19 protein-coding genes are annotated in these 24,410 nt (G+C 70.9%); 5 read left to right on the top strand and 14 right to left on the bottom strand.

Features of this window, described 5'->3' with window-relative positions:
- Nucleotides 1-9 precede the first annotated feature (9 nt).
- From GVL03_RS13190 to GVL03_RS13145, 10 genes are all read right to left on the bottom strand, one after another.
- Nucleotides 10-1,806 (bottom strand): cell wall metabolism sensor histidine kinase WalK, encoded by a 1,797-nt coding sequence (locus GVL03_RS13190; protein WP_306770339.1) that lies wholly within the window; start codon nucleotides 1,804-1,806, stop codon nucleotides 10-12.
- Nucleotides 1,766-2,458, bottom strand: coding sequence for a response regulator transcription factor (locus tag GVL03_RS13185; RefSeq protein ID WP_159501463.1), 693 nt, complete (start codon nucleotides 2,456-2,458; stop codon nucleotides 1,766-1,768). Before GVL03_RS13185 ends, GVL03_RS13190 begins: the two co-directional genes overlap by 41 nt.
- A gap of 151 nt (nucleotides 2,459-2,609) precedes the next feature.
- Nucleotides 2,610-3,584 carry an ABC transporter substrate-binding protein gene (locus GVL03_RS13180; protein ID WP_159501462.1) on the bottom strand — a complete coding sequence of 325 codons (975 nt, stop codon included), beginning with the start codon at nucleotides 3,582-3,584 and terminating at the stop codon, nucleotides 2,610-2,612.
- A 73-nt stretch (nucleotides 3,585-3,657) separates the two neighbouring features.
- Complete coding sequence (locus tag GVL03_RS13175; RefSeq protein ID WP_159501461.1) at nucleotides 3,658-5,748, bottom strand: ABC transporter permease subunit; 2,091 nt, start codon at nucleotides 5,746-5,748, stop codon at nucleotides 3,658-3,660.
- Nucleotides 5,745-6,839 (bottom strand): glycine betaine/L-proline ABC transporter ATP-binding protein, encoded by a 1,095-nt coding sequence (locus GVL03_RS13170; RefSeq protein ID WP_200847177.1) that lies wholly within the window; start codon nucleotides 6,837-6,839, stop codon nucleotides 5,745-5,747. Before GVL03_RS13170 ends, GVL03_RS13175 begins: the two co-directional genes overlap by 4 nt.
- Before the next feature lie 36 nt (nucleotides 6,840-6,875).
- A complete protein-coding gene (locus tag GVL03_RS13165) occupies nucleotides 6,876-8,360 on the bottom strand; it encodes an aldehyde dehydrogenase family protein (RefSeq protein WP_159501459.1) in 1,485 nt (494 codons plus the stop codon).
- Between the two features lie 181 nt (nucleotides 8,361-8,541).
- Nucleotides 8,542-10,218, bottom strand: coding sequence for a choline dehydrogenase (betA, locus tag GVL03_RS13160; RefSeq protein WP_200847176.1), 1,677 nt, complete (start codon nucleotides 10,216-10,218; stop codon nucleotides 8,542-8,544).
- Nucleotides 10,215-11,345, bottom strand: a complete 1,131-nt coding sequence (locus GVL03_RS13155; protein WP_159501457.1) for an aromatic ring-hydroxylating dioxygenase subunit alpha — start codon at nucleotides 11,343-11,345, stop codon at nucleotides 10,215-10,217. Before GVL03_RS13155 ends, betA begins: the two co-directional genes overlap by 4 nt.
- A 50-nt stretch (nucleotides 11,346-11,395) precedes the next feature.
- Nucleotides 11,396-12,613 carry an NAD(P)/FAD-dependent oxidoreductase gene (locus tag GVL03_RS13150; RefSeq protein WP_159501456.1) on the bottom strand — a complete coding sequence of 406 codons (1,218 nt, stop codon included), beginning with the start codon at nucleotides 12,611-12,613 and terminating at the stop codon, nucleotides 11,396-11,398.
- Complete coding sequence (locus GVL03_RS13145) at nucleotides 12,613-12,951, bottom strand: bifunctional 3-phenylpropionate/cinnamic acid dioxygenase ferredoxin subunit (protein WP_159501455.1); 339 nt, start codon at nucleotides 12,949-12,951, stop codon at nucleotides 12,613-12,615. The genes GVL03_RS13150 and GVL03_RS13145 overlap by 1 nt, the downstream gene beginning before the upstream one ends.
- A gap of 428 nt (nucleotides 12,952-13,379) precedes the next feature.
- On the opposite strand from GVL03_RS13145, the gene GVL03_RS13140 reads away from it, so the two are divergent.
- From GVL03_RS13140 to solA, 3 genes are all read left to right on the top strand, one after another.
- A complete protein-coding gene (locus GVL03_RS13140) occupies nucleotides 13,380-14,171 on the top strand; it encodes an IclR family transcriptional regulator (protein ID WP_159501454.1) in 792 nt (263 codons plus the stop codon).
- 164 nt (nucleotides 14,172-14,335) lie between these two features.
- Entirely contained in the window at nucleotides 14,336-16,834 is a 2,499-nt protein-coding gene (locus GVL03_RS13135) for an FAD-dependent oxidoreductase (RefSeq protein WP_235038161.1), read from the top strand.
- A gap of 59 nt (nucleotides 16,835-16,893) precedes the next feature.
- Entirely contained in the window at nucleotides 16,894-18,057 is a 1,164-nt protein-coding gene (gene solA, locus GVL03_RS13130) for an N-methyl-L-tryptophan oxidase (protein WP_159501453.1), read from the top strand.
- Nucleotides 18,058-18,083: 26 nt separating this feature from the next.
- On the opposite strand, the gene GVL03_RS13125 is transcribed toward solA, so the two are convergent.
- The 3 genes from GVL03_RS13125 to GVL03_RS13115 all read right to left on the bottom strand — a co-directional run bounded on the left by GVL03_RS13125 (nucleotide 18,084) and on the right by GVL03_RS13115 (nucleotide 21,817).
- The gene (locus GVL03_RS13125; RefSeq protein ID WP_159501452.1) at nucleotides 18,084-19,739 is read right to left on the bottom strand and encodes a DNA repair helicase XPB; all 1,656 of its coding nucleotides are present in this window, start codon (nucleotides 19,737-19,739) and stop codon (nucleotides 18,084-18,086) included.
- A gap of 80 nt (nucleotides 19,740-19,819) precedes the next feature.
- Nucleotides 19,820-21,547 carry a helicase-associated domain-containing protein gene (locus GVL03_RS13120; protein ID WP_235038160.1) on the bottom strand — a complete coding sequence of 576 codons (1,728 nt, stop codon included), beginning with the start codon at nucleotides 21,545-21,547 and terminating at the stop codon, nucleotides 19,820-19,822.
- Nucleotides 21,548-21,550: 3 nt separating this feature from the next.
- A complete protein-coding gene (locus tag GVL03_RS13115) occupies nucleotides 21,551-21,817 on the bottom strand; it encodes a multidrug ABC transporter ATPase (protein WP_159501451.1) in 267 nt (88 codons plus the stop codon).
- Nucleotides 21,818-21,931: 114 nt separating this feature from the next.
- Here GVL03_RS13115 and GVL03_RS13110 point away from each other — a divergent pair, with 114 nt between their 5' ends.
- Nucleotides 21,932-22,315, top strand: a complete 384-nt coding sequence (locus GVL03_RS13110; protein ID WP_159501450.1) for a cold-shock protein — start codon at nucleotides 21,932-21,934, stop codon at nucleotides 22,313-22,315.
- The gene (locus tag GVL03_RS13105) at nucleotides 22,299-23,081 is read left to right on the top strand and encodes a DUF3027 domain-containing protein (protein WP_159501449.1); all 783 of its coding nucleotides are present in this window, start codon (nucleotides 22,299-22,301) and stop codon (nucleotides 23,079-23,081) included. The genes GVL03_RS13110 and GVL03_RS13105 overlap by 17 nt, the downstream gene beginning before the upstream one ends.
- Nucleotides 23,082-23,251: 170 nt before the next feature.
- Here the strand turns inward: GVL03_RS13105 and serC are convergent, their stop codons facing one another.
- On the bottom strand, nucleotides 23,252-24,364 hold the full coding sequence (serC, locus tag GVL03_RS13100) for a phosphoserine transaminase (RefSeq protein WP_159501448.1): 1,113 nt from the start codon (nucleotides 24,362-24,364) through the stop codon (nucleotides 23,252-23,254).
- Nucleotides 24,365-24,410 lie beyond the last annotated feature (46 nt).

Below are 24,410 nucleotides of genomic sequence, written 5' to 3'. Positions count from 1 at the left end.
GGGGGTCGCTCAGCCGAGCGGGCCGGGCAGTGGCGGCAGCGGAGGCAACGGCTGGGTCTCGATGAGCAGGTGCGCTGCCGCATCCTGGTCGGCCGCGAGCGGGAGCGAGACACGGAAGGTCGCGCCGCCGCCCGGGGTGTCGGTCACGGCGACCGTGCCGCGGAGCGTCTCGACGATCGAGGCGACGATCGAGAGGCCGAGCCCCGATCCGCCGGTCTCGCGGGCACGCGATGTGTCCGCGCGCCAGAACCGCTGGAAGATCTGCGACCGGATCTGCTCCGGGATCCCCTCGCCGTGGTCGATGACCTCGATCCATCCCATGCGCGTCTCGTCGTCGGTGCCGACGCGGATCTCGATGGGGGAGTCGACGGGCGAGAACCGCTGCGCGTTGCCCAGCAGGTTGGCGATCACCTGCCGGATGCGGTTCTCGTCGCCCATGACCACGGGAGGCATGACGGGCGACACCTCGTCGAACACGGCGGGCAGCGCCGGGATCTCCCCGGTGTCGCGGGGTCGACGGCGGAGCCGTGAGGCGAGGCCGATCGCGGCCGTCGGGACGGGGCCGCGGCGTCTGGTCTGAGCCTCGGCGCTCGGCAGCGGCGGCGGCAGCCGCGGGGTCTGCAGCGTCGTGGGGCGAGCGGCGCCGTCGTCCCGCACGGCGACGCGGCGCTGAGGAGCGGCGGCGCGCACGTCCAGGGCGGCGTCGCGCGCGATGGGACGCAGGTCGACCGCTGTGAAGACGATGTCCCGGCGCTCGTCCAGGCGGGCGAGGGCGAGGAGGTCCTCGACCATGGAGGTCATCCGCATCGCCTCCTTCTCGATGCGCTCCATCGCCTGCGCGGTGCCGTCGGCATCCGGGATGGCGCCCATCCGGTAGAGCTCGGCGTAGCCGCGCACGGTCACGAGCGGGGTGCGCAGCTCGTGACTTGCGTCCCCGATGAAGCGGCGCATCTGCCGCACGGTCGCGTCGCGGTCGGAGAGCGAGGCGTCGACGCGGCCGAGCATCGCGTTGATGGCCCGCTTCAGCCGGCCGACCTCGGTGGTGGCAGGTTCGATGTCGGTGAGCCGCTGGCTGAAATCTCCCCCCGCGATCGCCTCGGCCGTGCGCTCGACCTGTCCGAGGCTGCGGAACGTCAGCGTCACGACCCAGCGCACCAGGAACGCGCTCGCGATGACCGTGACCAGGGCGAGCAGCGTGTAGATGCCGAGATAGGTCGCGATGATGCGTTCGGTGGGCGCGGTCGGCGTGGCGACGAGCTGCACGACGGTCGCCGAGACATCGTCGATGGGCGTCACGATGACCGTCGCGTGGAAGGCGCCGGTCGGATCTCCGTCCAACGGGAACACCGACTCCTGCGAGATGTACGCCTGATCGCACGGGAAGGTGGCCGGCAGCACCGGAGTCGACGCAGAATCCTGCCCGCCCGCGACGACGATCCGGATGCCTTCGGTGGAGCACTCGTACAACGCCACCGTGTACGCGGTGTTGGCGGCATCGTCGCGTCGAGCGAAGGTCAGAGTGCCGTCGTTGTTGAGCGTGGTCGTCACGAGCGAGTTGGCGATGGCGGATTGAGCGACCTGCTTCAAGTTCGAGTCCAGGTTCGCGAGCAGGGTCGTGCGCAGGAACACCATGGTGCCCAGGCCTGCGGCGACGAGTCCGATCACGAGGACCGCGACGGTGACGCCGGTGACCTTCGCGCGCAGGCTGATGCTGCGCCACCAGCGCGTGATGCCGTCGCTCTCGCCCAGGATGTGGTCCTTCCGCTCAGGCGGATTTGCCGGCCTTGAGCATGTATCCGAATCCACGCTTGGTCTGGATGAGGGACTCCGCCGAGTGCGGGTCGATCTTCCGGCGCAGGTACGAGATGTAGCTCTCGACGATGCCCGCGTCGCCGTTGAAGTCGTACTCCCACACGTGGTCGAGGATCTGTGCCTTCGACAGCACCCGGTTGGGGTTGAGCATCAGGTAGCGCAGCAGCTTGAACTCGGTCGGGCTGAGCTCGATCTGCGTGTCGCCGACGAAGACGTCGTGCGTGTCCTGGTCCATCGTGAGCTCGCCGGCGCGGATGACCGACTCCTCGTCGGCCTGCATCGTGCGGCGCAGGATCGCCTGGATGCGGGCCACGATCTCATCGAGCGAGAAGGGCTTCGTGACGTAGTCGTCGCCGCCGGCGTTGAGACCGGTGATCTTGTCCTCGGTGTCGTCCTTGGCCGTGAGGAACAGGATCGGTGCCGTGTACCCCGCCTCGCGGAGGCGTTTCGTGACGCTGAACCCGTTCATGTCGGGCAGCATCACGTCGAGCACGATGAGATCCGGTTCCTCCTCGAGGACCGCGGAGATCGTCTGAGCGCCGTTGGAGACGGCTCGGACCTGGAATCCGGCGAACTTCAGGCTCGTGATGAGCAGGTCGCGGATGTTCGGTTCGTCGTCCACGACGAGGATGCGCGGTGCGGTCATAGGCCCATTATGGTCCGCTCTCCCTACGCGCGTCCTGAAACCTCCCTCCGCGGCGTGGCTCGGGCCGGCGACAGCACGTCCGGACCGGGCGAGGAGCGCGCCCTCACCCGGTCCGGACATCTCACCGGGCCCGGTCCATCCGGGCAGGGTCTCAGGAGATTCCCTCGAGCATCGCCGCCACCTTGTCGGGGTTCTCCGTCACCCATCGCTCGGCCGCCGCCGCCGGCGTCAGTCCCTCCTCGGAGATGTAGGCCGACACGACGTTCTGGTCGTCGTTGGTCCACTGGAAGTTCTCGAACAGCTGCGCGGCGGGGGAGCCGGCCTCGATCCACTCCGCCGATGCGATCTTGTCGAGCACGTACGGAGGGTAGTCGCAGGCGACCGCCTCGGGATCAGCGTCGCAGCCCTCGGTGTACGCGGGCAGCTCGAGGTGAACGAGCGCCTGCTCGGAGAGGAACCAGTGCGGCTCGTAGAAGTAGGCGAGCAACGGCGTGCGGTTCGTCTCCGCGGCGCGGAACGCCTCGATGAGCGCCGCCTCGGAACCGGCGTAGACGACCTGGAAGTCGAGCCCCAGGTTCGCCACGAGCGCCTCGTCGTTGGTGACGTAGCTCGGGTCGCCGTCGAGAAGCTGGCCTTTGCCGCCCGACTCGCTCGTCGCGAAGAGGTCGGCGTACTCGTTGAGGTCCTCCCAGCTGGTGAGGTCGGGGTACTCCTCGCCCATCCACTCCGGCAGGTACCAGCCGATGATCCCCTCGTTGCCGGTGGGACCGACCTCGACGGCGACGCCGTCGGTCTCGATGTACTTCTCCTTGAGGTCGTCGTGACCCCAGTTCTCGATGATCGCGTCGACCTCGCCGGTCGCGAAGCCCTGCCAGGCGACCTCTTCCGAGATCGACTTCTGATCGATCGTGCAGCCCAGCTCGGTCTCGGCGAGGTACGTGTACACGGCCGCGTTGGCCGTGTACCCGACCCAGTCGTTCATCGCGAGGCTGGTGGTGCCGCACGCCGACGCGTCGCCGTCCGATCCGCCCTCGTTGAGCGACGAGCCGCACGCGCTCAGCGTCAGCGCGCCGATCGAGGCGATCGCGAACGACGACAGCAGACGGGCGGACCGCCGACGGTTCATGGCTACTCGGTGCATGTGATCTCCCTCCGTGAGACGCGGGCGTCTCGTCTGGGCCTGAGCGGGGCCTTCCCGCTCAGGCTGTGTGCGTTCGAGCCGACCGGGCGATCGGCGGGAGCAGGCGTCGCAGGCGACGCTTCGACGCTGCGGCGGTGCGCTGCCCGCGGTGGGCGAACGCCTGGGTGGTGCGGTCGAGGAGCATGCCCCAGATCACGATCGCGAGCCCCGCGGCGAGCCCCTTGCCGAACAGCTCGCCCTGCACGAAGCCGGCGACGACGAGGTATCCCAGGCCGCCGCCGCCGACCAGACCGCCGATCACGACCATCGCGAGCACGTAGATGAGCCCCTGGTTGACGGCGAGCGCGATCGCGCGGCGGATCATGGGCAGCTGGATCCTGGTGATCGCCTGCCAGCTGGAGGACCCCGTCGAGAGCGCGACCTCTCGCAGGCTCTCCGGCAGCCGCTGGATCGCGTCCGCGATGATCTTGATCGAGATCGGGGCCGCGTAGATGACGGCGGCGACGATCGCGGTGAAACGGCTCGGGCCGAACAGGCCCAGGAACGGCACGAGGTAGACGAACGCGGGCATCGTCTGCGCGGCGTCGAGCACGGGACGCACGATGCGGTCGGTGCGCGGCGAGCGCCCCATCCACACGCCGACGACGAGCGCGAACGCCACCACGATCGCGGTGGCGACCAGGGTCGACGCGAGCGTCACCATCGAGGCGCCCCAGACTCCGAGCCACACGACCAGCAGAAGCCCGGCGGTCGTGCCGGCCGCGAGCAGCCGTCCGCCGGCGATTCCCGCGACGATCACGAAGACCGCGATGACGACGACGACCGGCGACTGCTGCAGCAGGGACTGAAGCGGGTTGAGCACTCCGACGGTGGCGATCTCCTGCAGCCCGCCGGTGACGACGCCGAACGTCCCTTTGACCCAGTCCGACGCCGCGTTCACCGCGGTCTGGATCGTGTCGCCGATCTCGAGCCGGCCGGGGAAGACCGCGGCCCACAGCTGGGTGCGCGAGAGGTGCACGCCCACGGCCGTCACGACGGCGCCGATGCCGTAGCCGATGCGGCGCGCCAGCGGCGAGCTCTGCCTGCGGGCCGCAGCGACGAGCGGGTCGCCGCGCTCGCCGATCGCGGTGGTGACCCGGTCGAGCATGATCGCCAGGAGCACCACTGCGAGGCCGGCGTTGAAGGCGCGGCCGACGTTGAGCGACTGCAGCGCCTGCACGACCGTCTGGCCGAGGCCGGGAGCCGCGATGAGCGCGGCGATCGTGACCATCGACAGGGCGGCCATGGTGGTCTGGTTGATGCCGAGCACGATCGAGGTGCGGGCCAGCGGCAGCACTGCGGAGCGCATGCGCTGGCCCGGTGTCGCGCCGAGCGACGCGACGGCCTCGTCGATCGACTCGGGCACATCGCGCACGCCGTGGGCGGTGAGCCGGATGACCGGAGGCGCGGCGTAGACGACGGTCGCGATGACCGCCGAGGCCGGGCCGATGAGGAAGACGAGGGCGAGGGGCGCCAGATAGACGAAGGTCGGCATCGTCTGCATGAAATCGAGCACGGGCGTCACCACGCGCCCCACCCGCGGCGACCGGCCTGCCCACATGCCGAGCGGGACGCCGATCAGCAAGGAGAACAGCACCGCGGCCAGTGTGATCGCGAGGGTCTGCATGGCCTCGGTGTAGAGGCCCTGCACGCCGATGAACACGAGCACGCCCACGGCGAGACCGGCGACGCGTGCGTTGCCGGTCGTCCAGGCGAGGAACCCGATCAGGAGGGTGGAGCCGAGCCATCCGATCTCGGGGTACCCGAGCCCGTAGGGGGTGGTCGCCAGCAGGGCGAGCAGCGCCTGCACGACGGCGTTCACGACGATCCGTATGCCCTCGAGCGCGAGCAGCACGGGATTCGAGGTGCGGTTGGCGGCCACCCAGTCCTTGACGTCGTTGAGCGTCCTCTGCACGTCGGTGAGCGTCGAGGCGGGCAGCACGTCCGTGCCCCGGCCGTGGAAGATCGCGAACAGGACGAGCCAGACCACACCGGTGCCGATCAGCATCCACGCCCACGGCGGGATCGCTCGCGGGCGGGGTGCCGCCCTCACGGCGGCGGCCTCGATCCTGGCGATCTCCACGGTGGTCGGCGGGAGGCTCTCGCTCATGGCTGCGGCATCCGATCGCTCGGGTTCCGCTCTCCGGCGACGCTGCGCAGCAGCGCGTCGCGGTCGACCGCGCCCAGCGTGGCGCCCTCCTCATCGACCACCCGGATCGGGTTCGGCGTGCCGAGCACGACCGGTATCGCGTCCGCGATGACGGTGCCCGCAGGCAGGGCGACCGCGTCGGGGGCGAGATCGCCGGGTCGTGCGATCCACTCGAGCGTGAGCACGGATGCGATCGGCACGTCGGAGACGAAGTCGGCGACGTAGTCGTTGGCGGGCGCGCCCACCAGCTCCGCGCCGGTGCCCACCTGCTGCAGCTCGCCGTGTCGCATGATCAGGATGCGGTCGCCCAGCCTGAGCGCTTCGGCGAGATCGTGGGTGACGAAGACCATCGTCTTGCCCATCTCGTGGTGCAGGCGCACGATCTCGTTCTGCATGTTGCGGCGGATCAGGGGATCGAGGGCGGAGAAGGGCTCGTCGAACAGGAGCACGTCGGGGTCGCCGGCGAGCGCACGGGCGAGACCGACGCGCTGCTGCATACCGCCGGAGAGCTGCGCCGGGTAGCGCCACTCGTAGCCGCCGAGGCCGACGAGCTCCACCATCTGCAGGGCGCGGGCGCGCCGCTCGGCCTTGCCCATCCCGCGGATCTCGAGTCCGTAGGCGATGTTCTCGACCACCGTGCGAAACGGCAGCAGGCCGAAGTGCTGGAACACCATCGAGGCCTTCCGGCGGCGCAGCTCGCGGAGCGATCCCGCATCGAGGGCCCGCAGATCGTCGCCCTGCAGACGGATGCTGCCGGCGGTGGGCTCGATCAGGCGCGTCAGACACCGCACGAGCGTCGACTTGCCCGAGCCCGACAGCCCCATGATGACGAAGACCTCGCCCTTGCCGACCGTGAAACTGAGATCGCGGACGGCCACGACGTTGCCGGTGCGCTCGAGGATCTCGGAGGGGGAGAGGGACGCATACTCGGGGTCTGCGACGACCCGCTCCGGCTGCTCCCCGAAGACCTTCCAGAGGCCGTCGACGACGAAGTCGGGATCTGGCGTCGGCGCCTCGGGAACGTCCGTCGATGCCGTGCTGGTGGTGCTCATCATGTGCATCCCTTCGCGTGCAACGGGCCGAGGCGATCAGTCCGTGGGCGAGAACCAGTGCTGCGGGCGCGGGTCGAGGTTGTGGTAGACGTGACGGGTCTCGCGGTACTCGTCGAGACCCGCGAGGCCGAGCTCCCGCCCGTTGCCGGACCGCCCGAAGCCACCCCACTCGGCCTGCGGCAGATAGGGGTGGTAGTCGTTGATCCAGACGGTGCCGTGCCGCAGGCGGCTCGCGACCCGCTGCGCCCGTCCGGCGTCCTGTGTCCATACGGCGCCGGCGAGACCGTAGACGGTGTCGTTCGCGATGCGCACCGCCTCGTCCTCGTCGCGGAACGTCTCGACGGTGAGCACGGGGCCGAAGCTCTCCTCGTGCACGACGCCCATGCCGCTGTGGCAGCGGTCGAGGACCGTCGGCAGGTAGTAGTGGCCGCGGGCGTACTGCTCGCCGTCCGGGGGGCGGCCGCCGCAGCGCAGGATCGCCCCCTCGGCGATCCCCGTCCGCACATAGGCGTCGACCTTCTCGCGGTGGGCGGCGGAGATGAGTGGCCCGGTCTCGGCCGCCTCGTCGAAGGGACCGCCGAGACGGATGCGCTGCGCGCGATCGACGAGCGCGTCGACGAAGCCGTCGTGCAACGACTCCTCGATCACGAGCCGCGCACCCGCGGAGCACACCTGGCCGCTGTGCAGGAAGATCGCGGTCAGGGCCTGGTCGAGCGCCGCCTCGGCGTCGGCGTCGGCGAACACCACGTTGGGGTTCTTGCCGCCCAGTTCGAGGGCGACCCGTTTGACCGTGGCGGATGCGGCGGCCATGACGCGCGCGCCGGTGGAGAGACCGCCGGTGAAGGAGACCAGGTCGACCGCCGGGTGCGTCGTGAGCACCTCGCCGACCTCCGCGCCCGTTCCGGTGACGAGGTTCGCGACGCCGGCGGGGAGACCGGCCCCGGCGAGGGTGCCCATGAGAAGGATCGCCGTGGAGGGCGTGAGCTCGCTGGGCTTGAGCACGAGACAGTTGCCGGCCAGCAGGGCGGGGGCGATCTTCCAGGACGCCTGCAGCAGCGGATAGTTCCACGGGGTGATGAGGCTGCAGACGCCGACCGGCGCGTACTCGATGCGGCTGCGGACGAGGGGGTTCCCGGTGTCGACCAGGCGGCCGGTGCGAGTGCCGGCGACCCGGGCGTAGTAGCGGAAGCAGGCGATGACGTCGTGCATGTCGTACCGGGACTCGGCGATGCGCTTGCCGGTGTCCCGCGACTCGGCCTCCGCGTAGTCCTCCAGGTCGCGCTCGATGAGGTCGGCGACGCGCTCGAGCAGCGCGCCGCGCTCCGGTTCGGGGGTGTCGGCCCACGAGCCGGCGCGCCAGGCCGCGGCGGCGGCCTCGACGGCGGAAGCGGCGTCCCGGCCGTCCGCCTCCGTGACGGTGCGAACGAGCGAGCCGTCGGCGGGGCAGCGGATCTCGCGCACGGCCGGGGAGTGCGGCTCGCGCCATGCCCCGTCGACGTACACCGTGCTGCTCGCGGTCATGGGTCTCGCGTCACCCCTCGTGATCTCAATGATGCGCTATACGCAACATTCGTGCGTGATGCGCGCTTTTCATTGTGGCGAGCCGATCAGATGCACGCACCCCCGCGACCGGGATCGATACACAAGGTTCATGCGCCGAAACACGCAGGTAACCGGCTGCCGCGTATCCGCTCCGCAGGTCTCAGGCCGAGCGCTTCGCCGGCCCGTCCGCGACGAAGAAGGGGACGTCCTCGGCGGGCAGCGGAGCCTTGCCGAGGATGAGGTCGGCGGCCTTCTCGGCGATCATCATCGTGGGCGCGTAGATGTTCGCGTTGGTGACGAAGGGCATGACCGAGGCGTCCACGACCCGCACGTTGTCGAGGCCGTGCACGCGCATCGTGCCGGGATCTGTCACGGCGAGCAGGTCCGAATCGGGTCCGAGCTTCGCGGTCCCGCACGGATGCAGCGCCGTCTCGGCCTCCCGGCCCACCCAGTCGAGGATCTCGGCATCGGTGGAGACCCCGGACCCCGGCGCGATCTCGCCGCCGTCGAACGGACGCAGCGCGGGCTGCGACAGGATGTCGCGGGCGACGTGGATCGCCTCGACCCACTCCCGGCGGTCCTTCTCGGTGCTGAGGTAGTTGAAGACGAGCTCGGGATGCGCCGTCGGGTCGGGGGAGCGGATGCGCAGGCGCCCGATCGTGTCGGCGTACATGGGGCCGATGTGCACCTGGTAGCCGTGCGGCACATCGGCGACCTGACCGTCGTAGCGCACCGCGACCGGCAGGAAGTGGAACATCAGGTTGGGCCAGCCCACCTCGTCGTTGGAGCGCGCGAACCCGCCGCCCTCGAAGTGGTTGGTCGCGGCGGGGCCTGTGCGCCCGAGCAGCCACTTCAGGCCCGTCAGCGGCATGCTGGCCGGCTTCAGATAAGGCTGCATCGACACCGGCTGCGTGGCTCTGTGCTGGATGTAGACCTCCAGGTGGTCCTGCAGGTTCTCGCCGACTCCGGGAAGGTCGACGACGGGTGCGAGACCGAGGCCCCGGAGATGGTCGGCTGCTCCGACCCCCGACAGCTGCAGCAGCTGCGGGGTGTTGATCGAGCCGCCCGCGAGGACGACCTCTCCGGCGCTCGCGGTCCGCATCCGGCCGTTGTGGCGGTACCGCACGCCGGTGGCGCGCGTGCCGTCGAAGAGCACGCGTGTGACCAAGGCGCGCGTGGTCACGGTGAGGTTCGGGCGGCGGCGGCGCACCGGCCAGAGGTACGCGCGGGATGCCGAGAGCCGGCGCCCGCGCCGCACGTTCCGGTCGAAGGGCCCGAACCCCTCCTGGCGGAAGCCGTTCACGTCGTCGGTGCGGGAGTAGCCGGCTTCGACGGCTGCGTCGAAGAACGCCTGGAACAGCGGGTTGGTCGCCGGCCCCCTCTCCAGCTCGAGCGGGCCGTCGTGGCCGCGGAACGGGTCGTCCGCCGCCGCCGCCAGCGCGTTCTCCATCCGCTTGAAGTACGGCAGGCAGTGCGCGTAGTCCCAGTCGTTGAGACCCGGGAGAGCCGCCCAGCGCTCGTAGTCGAGCGGGTTGCCGCGCTGGAAGATCATGCCGTTGATCGACGAGGATCCGCCCAGGACCTTGCCGCGGGCGTGCGCGACGCGACGTCCATGCATGTGCGGCTCGGGCTCGGACTCGTAGCGCCAGTCGTAGAGGGGGCGTCCGCTCGGGAACGTCAGGGCCGCCGGCATGTGGATGAACAGATCCCACGGCCAGTCGCTGCGGCCGGCCTCCAGCACCAGCACCGAGACGTCGGGATCGGCCGAGAGACGGTTCGCCAGCACGCTCCCCGCGCTGCCGCCGCCGACGACGACGTAGTCGTAGACCTCGGTCACGCCTCCAGCGCCTCTCGCAGCCACTCGTGGAAGAAGGCGATGTGGTGCTCGGCGGGCACGAGCGCGCCACCCGCCCGGTAGAGCCGCGACGCCATCGCCGGCTGGGTCTTCTCGCAGGCGTCGAAGTCCTGCAGGTTGACCCGGTCGAACAGCTGGACCGACTTCGAGACGTCGAGTCCGGCATCGACCACCTCGGGCAGGAACAGCCAGTCGCACTCCACGTAGGTGGAGGACTCGGAGGTCGGGAACATGCGGTGGATGATGACGTGGTCGGGCACCATGTTGATGAAGACGTTCGGCCGGATCGTGATGGCGAAGTAACGGCGTTCCTGATCGGGCGCGATGAGCGGCAGCTCGATCACGCCCGCCGAGCCGTCGACGGTGAAGCCCTCGATGTCGTCGCCGAACTCGGCGCCGCGGCCGACGTTGGTCTGCGCGGCCCAACCCTCGGCGAACTCCGGGATGACCTCGGTCAGCTCGGGGTGGATGGTGGCGCAGTGGTAGCACTCCATGAAGTTCTCGATGATGAGCTTCCAGTTCGCCTTGACCTCGTACCCGATGCGCCTGCCGATCCTGAGGTTCTCCACCTGGTAGTGGTCGAGGCTCTCGACCTGTCCGAGACGCCCCACGACCTCGCCGAGCACCCTCTCCTCGAACGACGGCGGATCCTCGGCGGTGCACACCCACACGTAGCCGAGCCATTCGCGCACGTGGATCCGCTGCAGGCCGTAGTCGTCGCGGTCGATGTCGGGCATCTTCGTCAGGTTCGGCGCCGCGATCAGCGTGCCGTCGAGGTCGTAGGTCCAGGCGTGGTAGCCGCACTGGAAGCTGCGGCGGTTGCCGGAGTCCTCGGTGCACACGCGCATTCCGCGATGGCGGCACACGTTGAAGAACGCGCGGATCTCGCGCTTGCGGTTGCGTGAGACGATCAGCTGCTCGCGTCCGACCTGCACGAGCTTGTAGTCGCCGGGGTTCGGGATGTCGCTGCCGTGCAGCACGCAGAACCACGACCGCTCGAAGATGAGCTCCTGCTCGGCGGCGAACACGCCCGGGTCCGTGTAGTAGCCGCCGGAGAGCGTCGGGAGGAGGGAACCGGGGAGGGGCTTGTCCAGCTGCTCGATGATCATCGTGAGTCACATCCTCTGGTGGTGGTGGGTGCGGATGCCTGCCCCGCCCGTCAGGCGGCCACGGCGTCGCCGGGCGGGCGCAGCGGGGCGGGATGGGTCTTGCGCCAGCGCATCATGAGGCGGACCTGGTCCATGCCGAGTGCGGCGACCTCGGTGCCGGTGTCATCGCGGTACACGAGGAAGACATCGCCCGTGTCGATGCCGCCGGCCTCGACGGTCGCGGTCTCACCGCCGCGCAGGCGGCCCGCGAACTGCAGGCGCACGCCGTGCTGATCGCTCCACACGTAGGCCGGAGCGTCGGAGGGGGCTGCGGCGCCCGGCGCGACGATGTCGCGGGCCACGAGCTCGGCCTGCTCCCGGGCACGGGTCCAGTGGGCGCAGGGCTCGTCCCGCCATGAGGCGCAGTCGCCGGCGGCGCGCACCCCGGGGGCGGCCACGCCGCGCTCATCGCATGCCACGGCGCCTCGGGCGGTGAGTCTCAGGCCGCTGTCCGCGAGCCAACCGGTCGCGGGGACGGCTCCGACACCGGCGACCACGACGGATGCCTCGAGCTCCCGTCCGTCCGCCAGGACGACGCCGTGGGGCTCACCGGAGCCGTCGCGCCGTACGCCCGAGACGCGCGTCCCCGTGACGAAACGTACGCCTGCCCGCTCGTGGAGCGCGCGGACGGCGGCGCTCGCCTCGGCGCCGTAGGCCGACCTCAGCGGGGACTCGTCGGCGCAGACGACGGTGACGGAGGCCGCTCCGAGGGCGGCGGCGGTGGCCGCGACCTCAAGGCCGACGAATCCCGCCCCGGCGACGACGACGGAGGTTCCGGGCACGAGCGCTCGGCGCAGGTCCGCGGCGTCCTCGATCGTGCCGACGACGTACGCGGCGGGACGCAGCGGCGCGATCCCGCGGCCGGTGACCGGCATCGCGACGTCCGGCAGGCGGCGCGGTGCGGCGCCGGTCGCGAGCACGATGTGGTCGGCGGTGAGAGCGGAGCCGTCGGCGAGGGCGAGAGTACGGGTCGATGCGTCCAGCCCCACCGCGGCCGAGCCCAGGCGCCAGTCGACGTCGAGATGCTCGCCCGGAGCCTCGAGGGAGAGGCCTCCGTCGTCCACCTCGCCGTGCAGGTACGCCTTGCTCAGCGGTGGGCGGTCGTAAGGGCGGTGGCGCTCGGCGCCGACGACGACGATCTCGCCGGCGTAGCCCTCGGCGCGCAGGACGCGCGCCACGGTGTAGCCGACGAGACCTGCGCCGACGATCGCGATGCGGGAGGCCGGCATCAGTACGTCACCCCGGGCGGCAGGTTGGGCGTCTCTCCGGAGAGCTCGACGTAGACCTCGCCGTCGACCACGTCGACGCGGTGCGTCCGTACCCCCAGCTTGGCCGGCGGTACGTCGACCTCGCCGGTGCGCAGCGAGAAGGTGCTGGCGTGCAGAGGGCATTCGACGCGGCACTCCTCGACCCATCCCTCAGCGAGCGAGGCGTCCTGATGGGTGCACGTGTCGTCGATCGCGAAGACCTCGCCCGCGCTGAGGAACAGCGCGATGGGCGGAGTGACGGTGTCGAAGCGGACGCCCTCGTCTTCGGGGAGGTCGCTCAGCGAGCAGATGCGCAGCATGGAAGAAGGGTCTCTCGTGCCGGTGGAGCGGGTGTTCATGTGATGCGCATTACGCACGATATCTCGTAATACACAACAGAATGAGGACGTCGACGAGGCCCTGTCAAGGCGGATCCGAGCTGCGCGGCAGGAATTTACCGCGCGGAAACACGCGGCGCCCTCGCGTGCGGCCGCGCGAGGCCGGCGGGGGAGAAGAGGGCGCTGCGCTGCGCGGCGCCGACGGGCAGCGCAGCGCCGTGCGGCTGCATCCGGAGGTCGTGCTCTGCCGAGGGGAATCAGCCGGGACGAGGGTGATCGTTCGGCATGCATTCTCGTCTCGGCCGGGTGGTCGGTACGCGGGATGCCGACGTGACTGCGGGGTGCCGAGCGAGCCCATGGCGCACGTCGTGCACCCCGTGCGTCAGGCGCAACACCAGTAGGGTGGAAGGATGGTGGAGACCGAGCCGGCGCCGGACGGGACCGTGCAGTCGGTCGATCGTGCGATCCAGATCCTCGAGATGCTCTCGGAGGCGCGCTCTCTCGGCGTCAGCGAGATATCCCGGCAGCTGGGCGTGCATCGGTCGACGGCCTTCCGCCTGCTCGCAACGCTCGAGGCGCGCAACCTCGTCGAGCAGGAGGAGAAGCGCGGGACCTACAGTCTGGGACTGGGGGTGCTGCGGCTCGCCGGGCACATCACGGCGCGGATGGACATCGTCAAGGACGCCCAGGTCGTCTGCGACGAGTTGACCGGCGAGCTCAACGAGACCAGCAACGTCGCGATCCTCGACAACGGCTCAGCCGTCAACATCACCCAGACCACGGGCACGAAGCTGGTCTCGGTCACGCGGCAGTACGTCGGCCAGCGCACGCCGCTGCACGCGACCTCCACGGGCAAGGTCCTGCTCGCGTACGCGCCGAACGAGGTCCTGCTGGGCACGTTGTCGACGCAGCTCGAGCAGTGCACGGAGCACACCATCACCGATCCCGTCGCGCTGGAGGAGCACCTGCAGGAGATCCGCGAGCGGGAGTGGGCGGCCGCGGTCGAGGAATGGGAGTACGACACCAACGCGCTCGCCGTGCCGGTGCGGGGGCTCGGCGGCAAGGTCGTCGCCGCGCTGAGCGTGACGGCGCCGAGCTTTCGCATGTCGGGGGAGCACTTCCCCGTCCTCGTGGAGACGCTGCGCGCCCACGCGCGGCGTCTCAGCACGCGGCTCGGCTCGCCGGGCCCCGACGCAGTCTGACCGACCGGCCGCACTCGCCCCTCGCGTAACGGGCGTGTAAACAGTGCTCCGCACCCTCGGGCGGCGGTTGTCGGAGAGGCGCCTCGCGCCTACTGTGTTGCGTAGTGAACATCATGTTGCATTATTCGCAACATAGATCCGGCTCTTTCTCGGAGGTGCGCGCCGTGACCCGTCTCCCCGGCCTCTCGCCGCGGCCGCGCGTCGTGATCATCGGTCTGGGCGTCGTCGGAGCGGCGCTGGCCGACGAGTTGGCACTGAGGGGCATGACCGATGTCACGGTCCTCGAGCAGGGGCCTCTCTACGTGACGGGCGGATCGTCGTCGCACGCGCCCGGCTTCGTCTACCAGACCAGCCCGAACCGCACGATGAGCCGGCTCGCGACCCGAACCCTCGACAAGCTCGACGGCATCCGCCTGAACGGCCAATGGCTGAGCAAGCGCGTCGGCGGACTCGAGATCGCCACGACTCCCGAGCGGCTGCACGACCTGGCACGTCGGCACGGGCTCGCCTCGTCGTGGGGCATCCCGTCGTCGTTGATCGACGCCGAGGAATGCGGGCGGCTCTGGCCCGGCCTCGACACCTCCGCCGTGCTCGGCGGGTACCTGACCCCGACCGATGCGATCGTGAAGTCCGTGCCCGCCGTGCAATGGCAGGCCGAGCGGGCCATCGACCGCGGGGCGCGGATCCGGGGACGCACGCGCGTCGTCGGCATCACCCGGGAGGGCGGACGGGTGACGGGCGTCGACGTCGTGCCCGTGCCTCGGGCGGATGCCGCATCCGAGCACGTTCCCGCCGACATCGTGATCGCGGCCGGCGGCCTGTGGGGCCCGGGGATCACGCGGGAGCTCCTCGGCTTCGAGCTGCCGATGCAGCCCATGGAGCACGGCTTCGGCATGAGCGCCACGGTGCCCTCGCTCGTGGGCAGGAACACAGAGCGGGACGAGGCCACCCGGCCCATGCTGCGCCACCAGGACTTCTCGCTCTACCTGCGCGAGTACGTCGACCGCATCGGCATCGGCGCCTACAACCATCGCCCCATCCCGCTCGAGCAGTCGGAGATCGCCTCCGCCGACGAGCACGCGGCGACGGGCGTGCACCCGGCGATGCATCCGCTCGCCTGGGACGACTTCGAACCGACCTGGGAGGAGGCGCGGCGCCTTCTCCCCGAACTGCGCGAGGTGGCCTTCGACGGGGGCTTCAACGGCATCTTCTCGTTCACTCCCGACGGCGGTCCCATGCTCGGACCCGTGCCGCACGTCGACGGCCTGTGGCTCGCCCAGGCCGTCTGGGTCACCCAGTCGGCGGGGGTCGCCCAGGTCATCGCCGACTGGATCGTCGCCGACGACCCGGGCGTCGACACGCACGGGCTCGAGTACACGCGCTTCGACCCCGCCGTGGTGAGCCGTGCCTTCACTCGGGAGCGGGCCGAGGAGGCGTACGACGAGGTCTACGACATCTGGCATCCGCATCGTCCCACGCAACGCCTGCGCGGCTTGCGCAGGAGCCCCTTCCATCCCCGCCAGGTCGAGCTCGGCGCCGTCTTCGGCGAGGGCGACGGATGGGAGCGCCCGCTGTGGTTCGAGGCGAACGCGCCGCTCCTCGACGGCCTCGATGCCGCTCCCGCCCGCGACCCGTGGGCTTCCGAGGGCTGGTCTCCCATCGCCGCCGCCGAGGCGAGGGCCACCCGCGAGCGCGTGGCGCTCTACGACCTCTCGCCGCTGCCGCGGCTGGAGGTCGAGGGCCCCGGCGCCGCAGCCTTCTTGAACCGGGTCTCCAGCAACCAGGTCGACGTGGCCATCGGCCGGGTGGTCTACACGCTGCTGCTCGATGCGCGGGGCGGCATCCTCTCCGACGTCACGGTCACCCGTCTCGGCCAGGACCGCTATCTGCTCGGCACCAACGGCAACCTCGACCGCGTCCACCTCGAGGCCCACGCCCCCGCGGACGTGCGCATCCGCCCAGTCACCGCCGGAGGATGCGGGCTGGGGCTCTGGGGGCCGCAGGCCCGCGAGGTGCTGCAGAAGCTGACCGACGACGACATCTCACACGAGGGACTGCGGTACTTCCGCGCCCGGGAGCTCCGGGTCGCGGGCGCCCCCGTGCTCGCCCTGCGGGTCAGCTATGTCGGAGAGCTGGGCTGGGAGCTCTACACCACGGCGGATTTCGGGCTGCACCTGTGGGACGCCCTGTGGGATGCGGGAGCGGATGCCGGGATCGTCGCGGCGGGCCGGCGGGCCTTCAACGGCCTGCGGCTGGAGAAGGGCTACCGGTCGTACGGCGTCGACATGACCCGCGAGCACACGCCGGCCGAGGCGGGCCTGGACTTCGCGGTCAGGCCGGGAAAGGGCGATTTCGCCGGCCGTGACGCCCTTGCCTCCCGTGCCGACACGAGGCGCCTGGCCTGCCTGACCCTCGACGACCCGGGCGGGATCCTGCTGGGCGCCGAGCCCGTCTTCCCGCTCGGGGAGGAACGCGCCGTGGGATACGTCACGAGCGCCGACCAGGGGTACACGATCGGCAGGACGATCGCCTACGCGTGGCTGCCCAAGGAGCAGGCCGTCCCGGGCGTGGCCGTGGAGGTCGAGTACTTCGGCGAGCGGCTGGCGGCCACCGTGCGGGCCGAGCCGTTGTTCGATCCCGAGATGGCGCACATCCTGCGCTGAGAGACGCGCCGGCGTCGGGCGGCCGCGACGCGCCGAGCGGCCGGAACGAGAGGAATCCCATGGAGCACTACGACGTCATCGTCCTGGGAGTCGGGTCGATGGGAGGCGCGGCGGCCAACAGCCTCGCCGGGCGCGGGCTGAAGGTGCTGGGGCTCGAGACGTTCGAGCCGGGCCACGACCAGGGCGCAGCCCACGGCGGCACCCGCATCATCCGGCAGTCGTACTTCGAGAGCCCGGAGTACGTGCCGCTGCTGCGCCGCGCCTACGATCTCTGGCGCGCGCTCGAGGAGGAGTCGGGCCGGAGGATCATGGAGCTCTGCGGCGGGATCTATCTGGGGGATCCGGACAGCCCGACCTTCGCGGGCAGCAGGCTGGCCGCGAAGGAGCACGGGCTCGACCACGAGGTGCTCGACGCCGACGAGGTGCGCCGGCGCTTTCCCACCATGGACCCCGCCGACGACGCGCTCGCCGTCTACGAGCGGGAGGCCGGGTACGTGAGACCCGAGGAGACCACCATCGCCAACGCCGAGGTCGCGGCCCGCAAAGGCGCGACGCTCCGCTTCCACGAGCCGGTCACGCACTGGCAGACGACCGCGGGCGGCGGGGTGCGGGTGGTCACCACGCAGGGCGTCTACGGCGCCGACCGGCTCGTCGTCACCCCGGGGCCGTGGGCGCCGACGGTGCTGCCCGAGCTCGGGCTGCCGCTGTCGATCGAACGCATGATCTTCTACTGGTTCACCCCCGAGTTCACGGACGCGGTGCCCTACGCGAGCTGGAGCGAGGCCCGGCATCCGGTGTACATCGAGGAGACCCACGCCAACGGCCAGATCTACGGCTTCCCCATGACCGACGGGCCGGCCGGCGGTTTCAAGCTGGGCTTCTTCCGCAAGGGCACGCCCACCACGGCCGGGACGATCGACCGCACCGTGTACGACGCGGAGGTCGAGGACATGCGCGAGCGCGCGGTGCAGCTCTTCCCCCGTCTGACGGGGCCGCTCGTGCAGGCCAAGACCTGCCTCTACTCGGTCACGCCCGACGAGCACTTCGTGATCGGGACGCACCCCGAGCACGCTCAGGTGCAGGTGGCGTGCGGATTCAGCGGGCACGGCTTCAAGTTCGTGCCGGTGATCGGCGAGATCCTCGCCGATCTGACGATCGACGGCCGCACCGACCTGCCGATCGGCCTCTTCGACCCGGCGCGCGCCGTCCTCCGTCCCGCCTGACACCGGGGCCGGGCGGCGTCGGCGGGCTAGGCGGCGACGAGCCCCTCCGCATCCAGGATCGTGTAGCTGTAGCCCTGCTCGGCGAGGAAGCGCTGGCGGTTCTGCGCGAAGTCCTGATCGACCGTGTCGCGGGCGATGAGCGTGTAGAAGCTCGCGGTGTGTCCGTTCGTCTTCGGGCGCAGAAGACGCCCGAGGCGCTGGGCCTCCTCCTGGCGGGAGCCGAACGACCCCGACACCTGGATGGCGACGGACGCCTCGGGCAGGTCGACCGAGAAGTTCGCGACCTTCGACACCACCAGCAGCGGCACGGTCCCGTCGCGGAACGCCTGGTAGAGCCGCTCGCGCTCGTCGACGGGCGTCGCTCCCGTGATCTTCGGTGCCTGGAGGGCGTCGGCGATCGTGTCGATCTGGTCGAGGTACTGGCCGATGACGAGGATCTGCTCGCCGGAGTGCCGCTCGGCGAGCGAACGGACGACGTCGATCTTTGCCGGCGCGGTCGCGGCGAGCCGGTAGCGGTCCTCGTCGGCCGCCGCCGCGTACTCCAGCCGCTCGTAGGCGGGAAGGTCGACGCGCACCTCGTAGCAGGCCGCGGGGGAGATGAAGCCCTGGGCCTCGATCTCCTTCCAGGGGGCGTCGAACCGCTTGGGGCCGATCAGGCTGAACACGTCGCCCTCGCGGCCGTCCTCGCGCACGAGCGTCGCGGTGAGGCCCAGCCGGCGTCGCGCCTGCAGGTCGGCGGTCAGCTTGAACACCGGGGCGGGAAGCAGATGCACCTCGTCGTAGACGACGAGGCCCCAGTCGAGGGCGTCGAGCAGCGCCAGGTGCGCGTACTCGCCCTTCCGCTTGGCGGTGAGGATCTGATAGGTCGCGATCGTGACCGGCTTGATCTCTTTGACCTGCCCCGAGTACTCGCCGATCTCCTCGGCCGTGAGCGAGGTGCGCTTGAGCAGCTCGTCGCGCCACTGGCGGGCGCTGACGGCGTTGGTCACGAGGATGAGCGTCGTGGTCTTCGTGTCGGCCATCGCCGCCGCCCCCACCAGCGTCTTGCCGGCGCCGCAGGGCAGCACCACGACGCCCGATCCACCCTCGGTGAAGATGTCGACGGCCTTGCGCTGGTAGGGGCGCAATGACCACTCGGTCTCGTCGAGGGCGATCGGATGCGGTGTGCCGGGCGTGTACCCGGCGAGGTCCTCGGCGGGCCAGCCGATCTTGAGCAGCTCCTGCTTGATGTGCCCGCGCGCCCACGGGTCGACGACATAGGTGTCGGCGGCGGGGTGCGCGATCAACAGCGGCGCGATGCGCTTGTTGCGGGCGACCTCGGTGAGGACCGCCTCGTCCGTCGACCGCAGGATGAGCGCGGACTGCTCGTCGCCGTACGGGCCGCGCTCGATCACCAGACGTCCGTAGCGGGTCACCGTCTCGCGGATGTCGGTGGACACCGAGGGGGGGACCGGGAACCGCGACCAGCGGTCGAGGGTGGCCAGCATGTCCTCGGCATCGTGACCGGCGGCGCGGGCGTTCCAGAGGCCGAGGCGGGTGATCCGGTAGGTGTGGATGTGCTCGGGGGCGCGTTCCAGCTCGGCGAAGACGGCGAGCTCGTGCCGGGCGTCCTCGGCATCGGGGTGGGCCACTTCGAGCAGTACCGTGCGGTCGCTCTGCACGATGAGGGGTCCGTCAGCCATAACGGGAAAGTCTACCGGGCGTCGCGCGAGGGAGGTCGGCATGCCGGGAAACGGGGATCCAGGGCGCGGGGCGACAGCCCTCAGGGGTGACGCACGCTGACGATGCTCGTGAGCGGCAGGGTGCGCTCGACGTCGGCGGCGCGGTCGAGACCGCGGAGCCTGCCGCCCCCGATGCCGGTCGCCTCGAGCGAGAAGGTGCGGGCCGACCCGTCGGGAAGCCGCACCACGACGTCGATCGATGTGCGTGCGCGGACCGCCTGCTCGAGTTCGCGCTCGAGCCAGGCGGCGTCCGCATCCGGTCCGTGCGCCGACCGGAGGGTCTCGATGAGTCGCGCATAGCGTTCCGCGGCGGTCTGCTCCGTCGATGCCGACCGCGCGACGCGGCGCGACACGCGCTCCACGTCGTCGTCCTCGTCCACCGCGACGACGGGGTAGCGGGCATCCACGAGCGACCAGTAGACGGCGTCCCGCGACGCGCGGGACACGAGCGCCCCCTCGTGCGGGACGAGGCCGACCGGACGCAGCGCCTGGTCGACGCCGATGGTCGCGAGCACCTGGGGATCGGGGCTGCGCACGACCGTGCGACCGGAGTCCGCGTCCGTCGAGACCCGGATGAGGCCGTGCCGGGCCGCGGTGGTCTCGATGAGGTAGTCGAGGGGCTGGGGGATGCCGGTCAGCGACAGCTCGCCGAGGAACGCCCGCAGCGACTGCGCGGACTCGCCCGCGCTGACCGCCGTGGTGAGCGACTCGACCGTGAAGCGGTACGTCGACGCCTGCGCGCGCGTCTCGCGCACCGTCATCGTCCGCAGCCTCTGCTCCCACTTCGGAGCGAGGGGCCCGGGCGAGATCGCGGACAGATCGGCCTGCAGATAGATGCGGTCGACCTCGGGCGGCAGGTGCGCGTCCAACTCGGCGAGGTCGGGTGTCCCGTGTTCGCGCAGATCGGTGGTCCAGGCCGGCTCGACGGCCGCCTCGGCGAGGATGCCCCATCGGATGGCGCGTCGCAGAAGCGCGGCCGCCTGGCCGGGCCACTCCGCGTCGAGGGGGTAGGCGGCGGCCCAGGCCCCGGGGGAGACGAAGCCGCCGAGGGGCGTCCGCAGACCCAGCGGCAGGTGCGCGACGAATCCACGGGCCACGGCCGCCCAGCGGGCGGAGGTTGCCTCCGCCAGCCAGTCGACGGCGGTACCGGTCGCCGTCCAGGCGCGCTCCACGTCGCCGAGGAGAGCGGCGTCCCGGCCCAGCGCCAGCAGATCGTCGAGCTCGTCGACGTCGACGACGGCGCCGTCCTCGACCAGGCGGCGCCGCTCGGCCACGCTGACCGTGCCCGCGCCCGTGCGCGGCAGCGGCGCGGCGGACGCCGCCAGCAGGACGTCTGTCAGAGAGGCGACGGCCGAGAAGGCGCGCTCCGCGGCGGCAGCGGTCGCGGCGGCGTCGGCGCGGGCCGGGGCGGGGGAGGCATCGAGGGGGATCGCCGGCGTCCGTACGCGCAGAGCGTCCAGGCGCGAACGGACGGCGTCGAACGGGCGTGCGTTCGCATCGATGAGCGCGAGCGCGCCGAGGGCGGCGCGCGCGCGCTCATCGACGCCCGCGCCGTCGGCATCCGTCAGCGCGGAGAGCAGGGCCGCGGGAAGGCGGGTGAGGGTCTTATCGACGGCGGTGTCGGTCAGAAGCGCCGCCGCGACGTCGAAGAAGTCGTGGGCAGTGCTCGGCAGGGGCAGCCGGCGGGCCTCGAACAGTTCAGCAAGCTCCGCATCGCCGGACGCGGCCAGCATCGTCGCCAGCGCGCGTTCGTCGGAGGAGTCGTCCACCGGTCAGTCCGCTCGGTTGGCCCGAGCCCTTCGCACGAAGGCCATGATGATGACGGCGAGCATCATCACGAACGCGACCGGGGGGGCGATGTAGACGAGGACGCCCACGGCCGGCCAGACGCCGGTGCTGAAGTCGGCACCGGATGCCGAGCCGATCATGATCGCGAGGAAGCAGATGATCGACAGCACGAGCAGCCCCAGCGACATGAACGCCAGAACGCGGTCGATGCGACGGACCGGGAGGTCGCCGGCGGGAGTGGGCTTGCTCATCCTCATCAGCCTACCGCCTCGCACCCGGTGCCGTAGGCTGGAGGTTGGGGTCCACCGATCCCTGCGTCCCGCCGCGCCCGCGATCCCGCGGCCGCATGATCCAGCGAGGTTTCCATGCCCACCGGCAAGGTCAGGTTCTACGACGAGGAGAAGGGCTTCGGCTTCATCACGACCGATGACGGCCAGGATGTCTTCCTGCACGCCACGGCCCTGCCGCAGGGGGCGACGACGCTCAAGCCCGGGTCGCGTCTCGAGTTCGGCGTCGCCGACGGCAAGCGCGGGCTGCAGGCGCTCTCGGTGCGGGTGCTCGAAGCGCCCGTCAGCCTCGCGAAGCGCTCCCGCAAGCCGGCCGACGACATGGCCGTGATCGTCGAGGACCTCGTAAAGCTCCTCGACGGCATCGGCGCCGATCTTCGCCACGGGCGCTACCCCAGTTCGTCGCACGCGAAGAAGATCGCCGCGGTCCTGCGCAAGGTCGCCGATGACCTCGACGCCTGAGTCCTCCGGCGCCGAGGACGGCGCCGACGATGTCCCCGTGGAGGCCATCGCGGAGACCGCCGAATCGCGTGCCGTCGAGGTGACGTCGACCGGTGAGATCGCCGCCACCGACACCCGGAGGCGCGACGAGGCGGAGGATGCGGGCGAGTCCGCATCTCTTCCTGCTGCCGAGCCCGACCCGCGGCTGCTCGCCGCGCACGATCTCGCGCTCGCGGCACTCCATGAGATCACCGCAGCCACCTCGGTCGGGCCGGCCGCCGGATACCGCATCGAGGTGGACGGCGTCGTATCGCTGCGCTTCGAGAACCGCCTCGCCGGCTATCCGGGCTGGTACTGGACCGTATCGCTCGCCGTGGTCGACGACGCGGAGCCGACCGTGCTCGAGGCCGAGCTGCTGCCCGGCGACGGCGCGCTGCTGGCGCCCGAGTGGGTACCGTGGGCGATGCGCCTGGCGGAGTACCACGCCCAGCAGGCCCTGCTCGCCGAATCGGCGGACGCCGCCGAGAGCGACGCCACTGACGGCGACGAGCCCGATGGCCTGGACGACCTCGATGACGACCTCGACTCCGGGGACTTCGACGACGACGGATCCCGGGTGCTGCACGCCGGCGACGTCGACGGCGTCGACATCGACGAACTCGACTCGGAGGGCGACGTCGACGACGAACCGGACGGCGAGTTCTCCGACGACGGCGAGTTCTCCGATGACGATCCGGACGGTGACGAGGACCCGGACGAGTCCGAGGACACCGGCGGCGAGCGCTGAGCGCCAGCCGCTGAGACGCCGCGACGACTCTCGAGCCGTCGGCATCCGCTCAGCTGAACGCGGAGACTTTCGGGTCAGCTTCTCCGCGCCCCTGGCGGGGCACTCCGTGGGGTGGGGAAAATCCAGGCAATGCGCCTGTTCAACAGAACCGGGGCGGGGAGACTTTCGGGTCAGCTGTGCTCGAGCGTGTAGTCGATGGACCGGATCAGCTGGCGCACGTCGTCCGGCTCGATCGAGGTGAACGTCGCGATCCGCAGCTGGTTGCGGCCGAGCTTGCGGTACGGCTCGGTGTCGACGATGCCGTTGTGACGAAGGCTCGCCGCGATCGCCGCCGCATCCACGCTCTCGTCGAAGTCGATCGTGACGACGACCGGCGAGCGGTCGGCCGGGTCGGCGACGAACGGGGTCGCGACCGATGAGGCCTCCGCCCACGCGTACAGGGCGTCCGAGGACTCGTGCGTGCGTGCGTCCGCCCACTGCAGCCCGCCGTTGTCGATGATCCAGCGCAACTGCTCGTCGAGGAGGATCAGCGTCGAGAGCGCAGGGGTGTTCAGCGTCTGCTGCAGGCGGGAGTTGTCGAGCGCGTTCTTCAGGCTCAGGAACTCCGGGATGTAGCGGCCGGATGCGGCGATCCGCTCGATCCGCTCGATCGCGGCGGGCGACACCGCGGCGAACCACAGGCCGCCGTCGGAGCCGAGGTTCTTCTGCGGGGCGAAGTAGTAGACGTCGCTCTCGGCGATCGTGACGTCGATGCCGCCCGCTGCGCTTGTGGCGTCGATCACGGTCAGCGCGCCCGCATCCGCCTCGACGCGGCGGATCTCCGTCGCGACGCCGGTGGAGGTCTCGTTGTGCGGCCAGGCGTAGACGTCGACGCCCTCGACGGCCTCGGGCGACGCGCTCGTTCCCGGGGCGGCCTTGCGCACATCGGGGGCCTCGAGCCAGGGTGCTGCGGCTGCGGCGGCGAACTTGCCACCGAACTCGCCGAACACGAGGTTCTGCGCGCGGCGCTCGATGAGGCCGAACGCGGCGGCGTCCCAGAACGCGGTGGAGCCGCCGTTGCCCACGACGATCTCGTATCCGGCGGGCAGGCGCAGCAGGTCGGCGAGTCGCGAGCGGACGCCGGCGACGAGGTTCTTCACGGGGGCCTGCCGGTGGGAGGTCCCCAGGACGGCGGCGCCGGGGCCGACGAGCGCGGACAGCTGTTCGGGACGGATCTTTGACGGACCGCAACCGAAGCGTCCGTCGGTGGGCAGGATCTCGCGGGGCAGCACGACGTGGGGCATGGCTCGATTCTAGGGCTCGGATCGTCCTGTCATCCGGCCGCGGCGC

Origin of the sequence: Microbacterium sp. 18062, from assembly GCF_902706225.1 — a bacterium.
Classification (GTDB): domain Bacteria; phylum Actinomycetota; class Actinomycetes; order Actinomycetales; family Microbacteriaceae; genus Microbacterium.
Note: the sequence above shows the minus strand (reverse complement) of the source record. Positions and strands in the feature narration are given on the sequence as shown.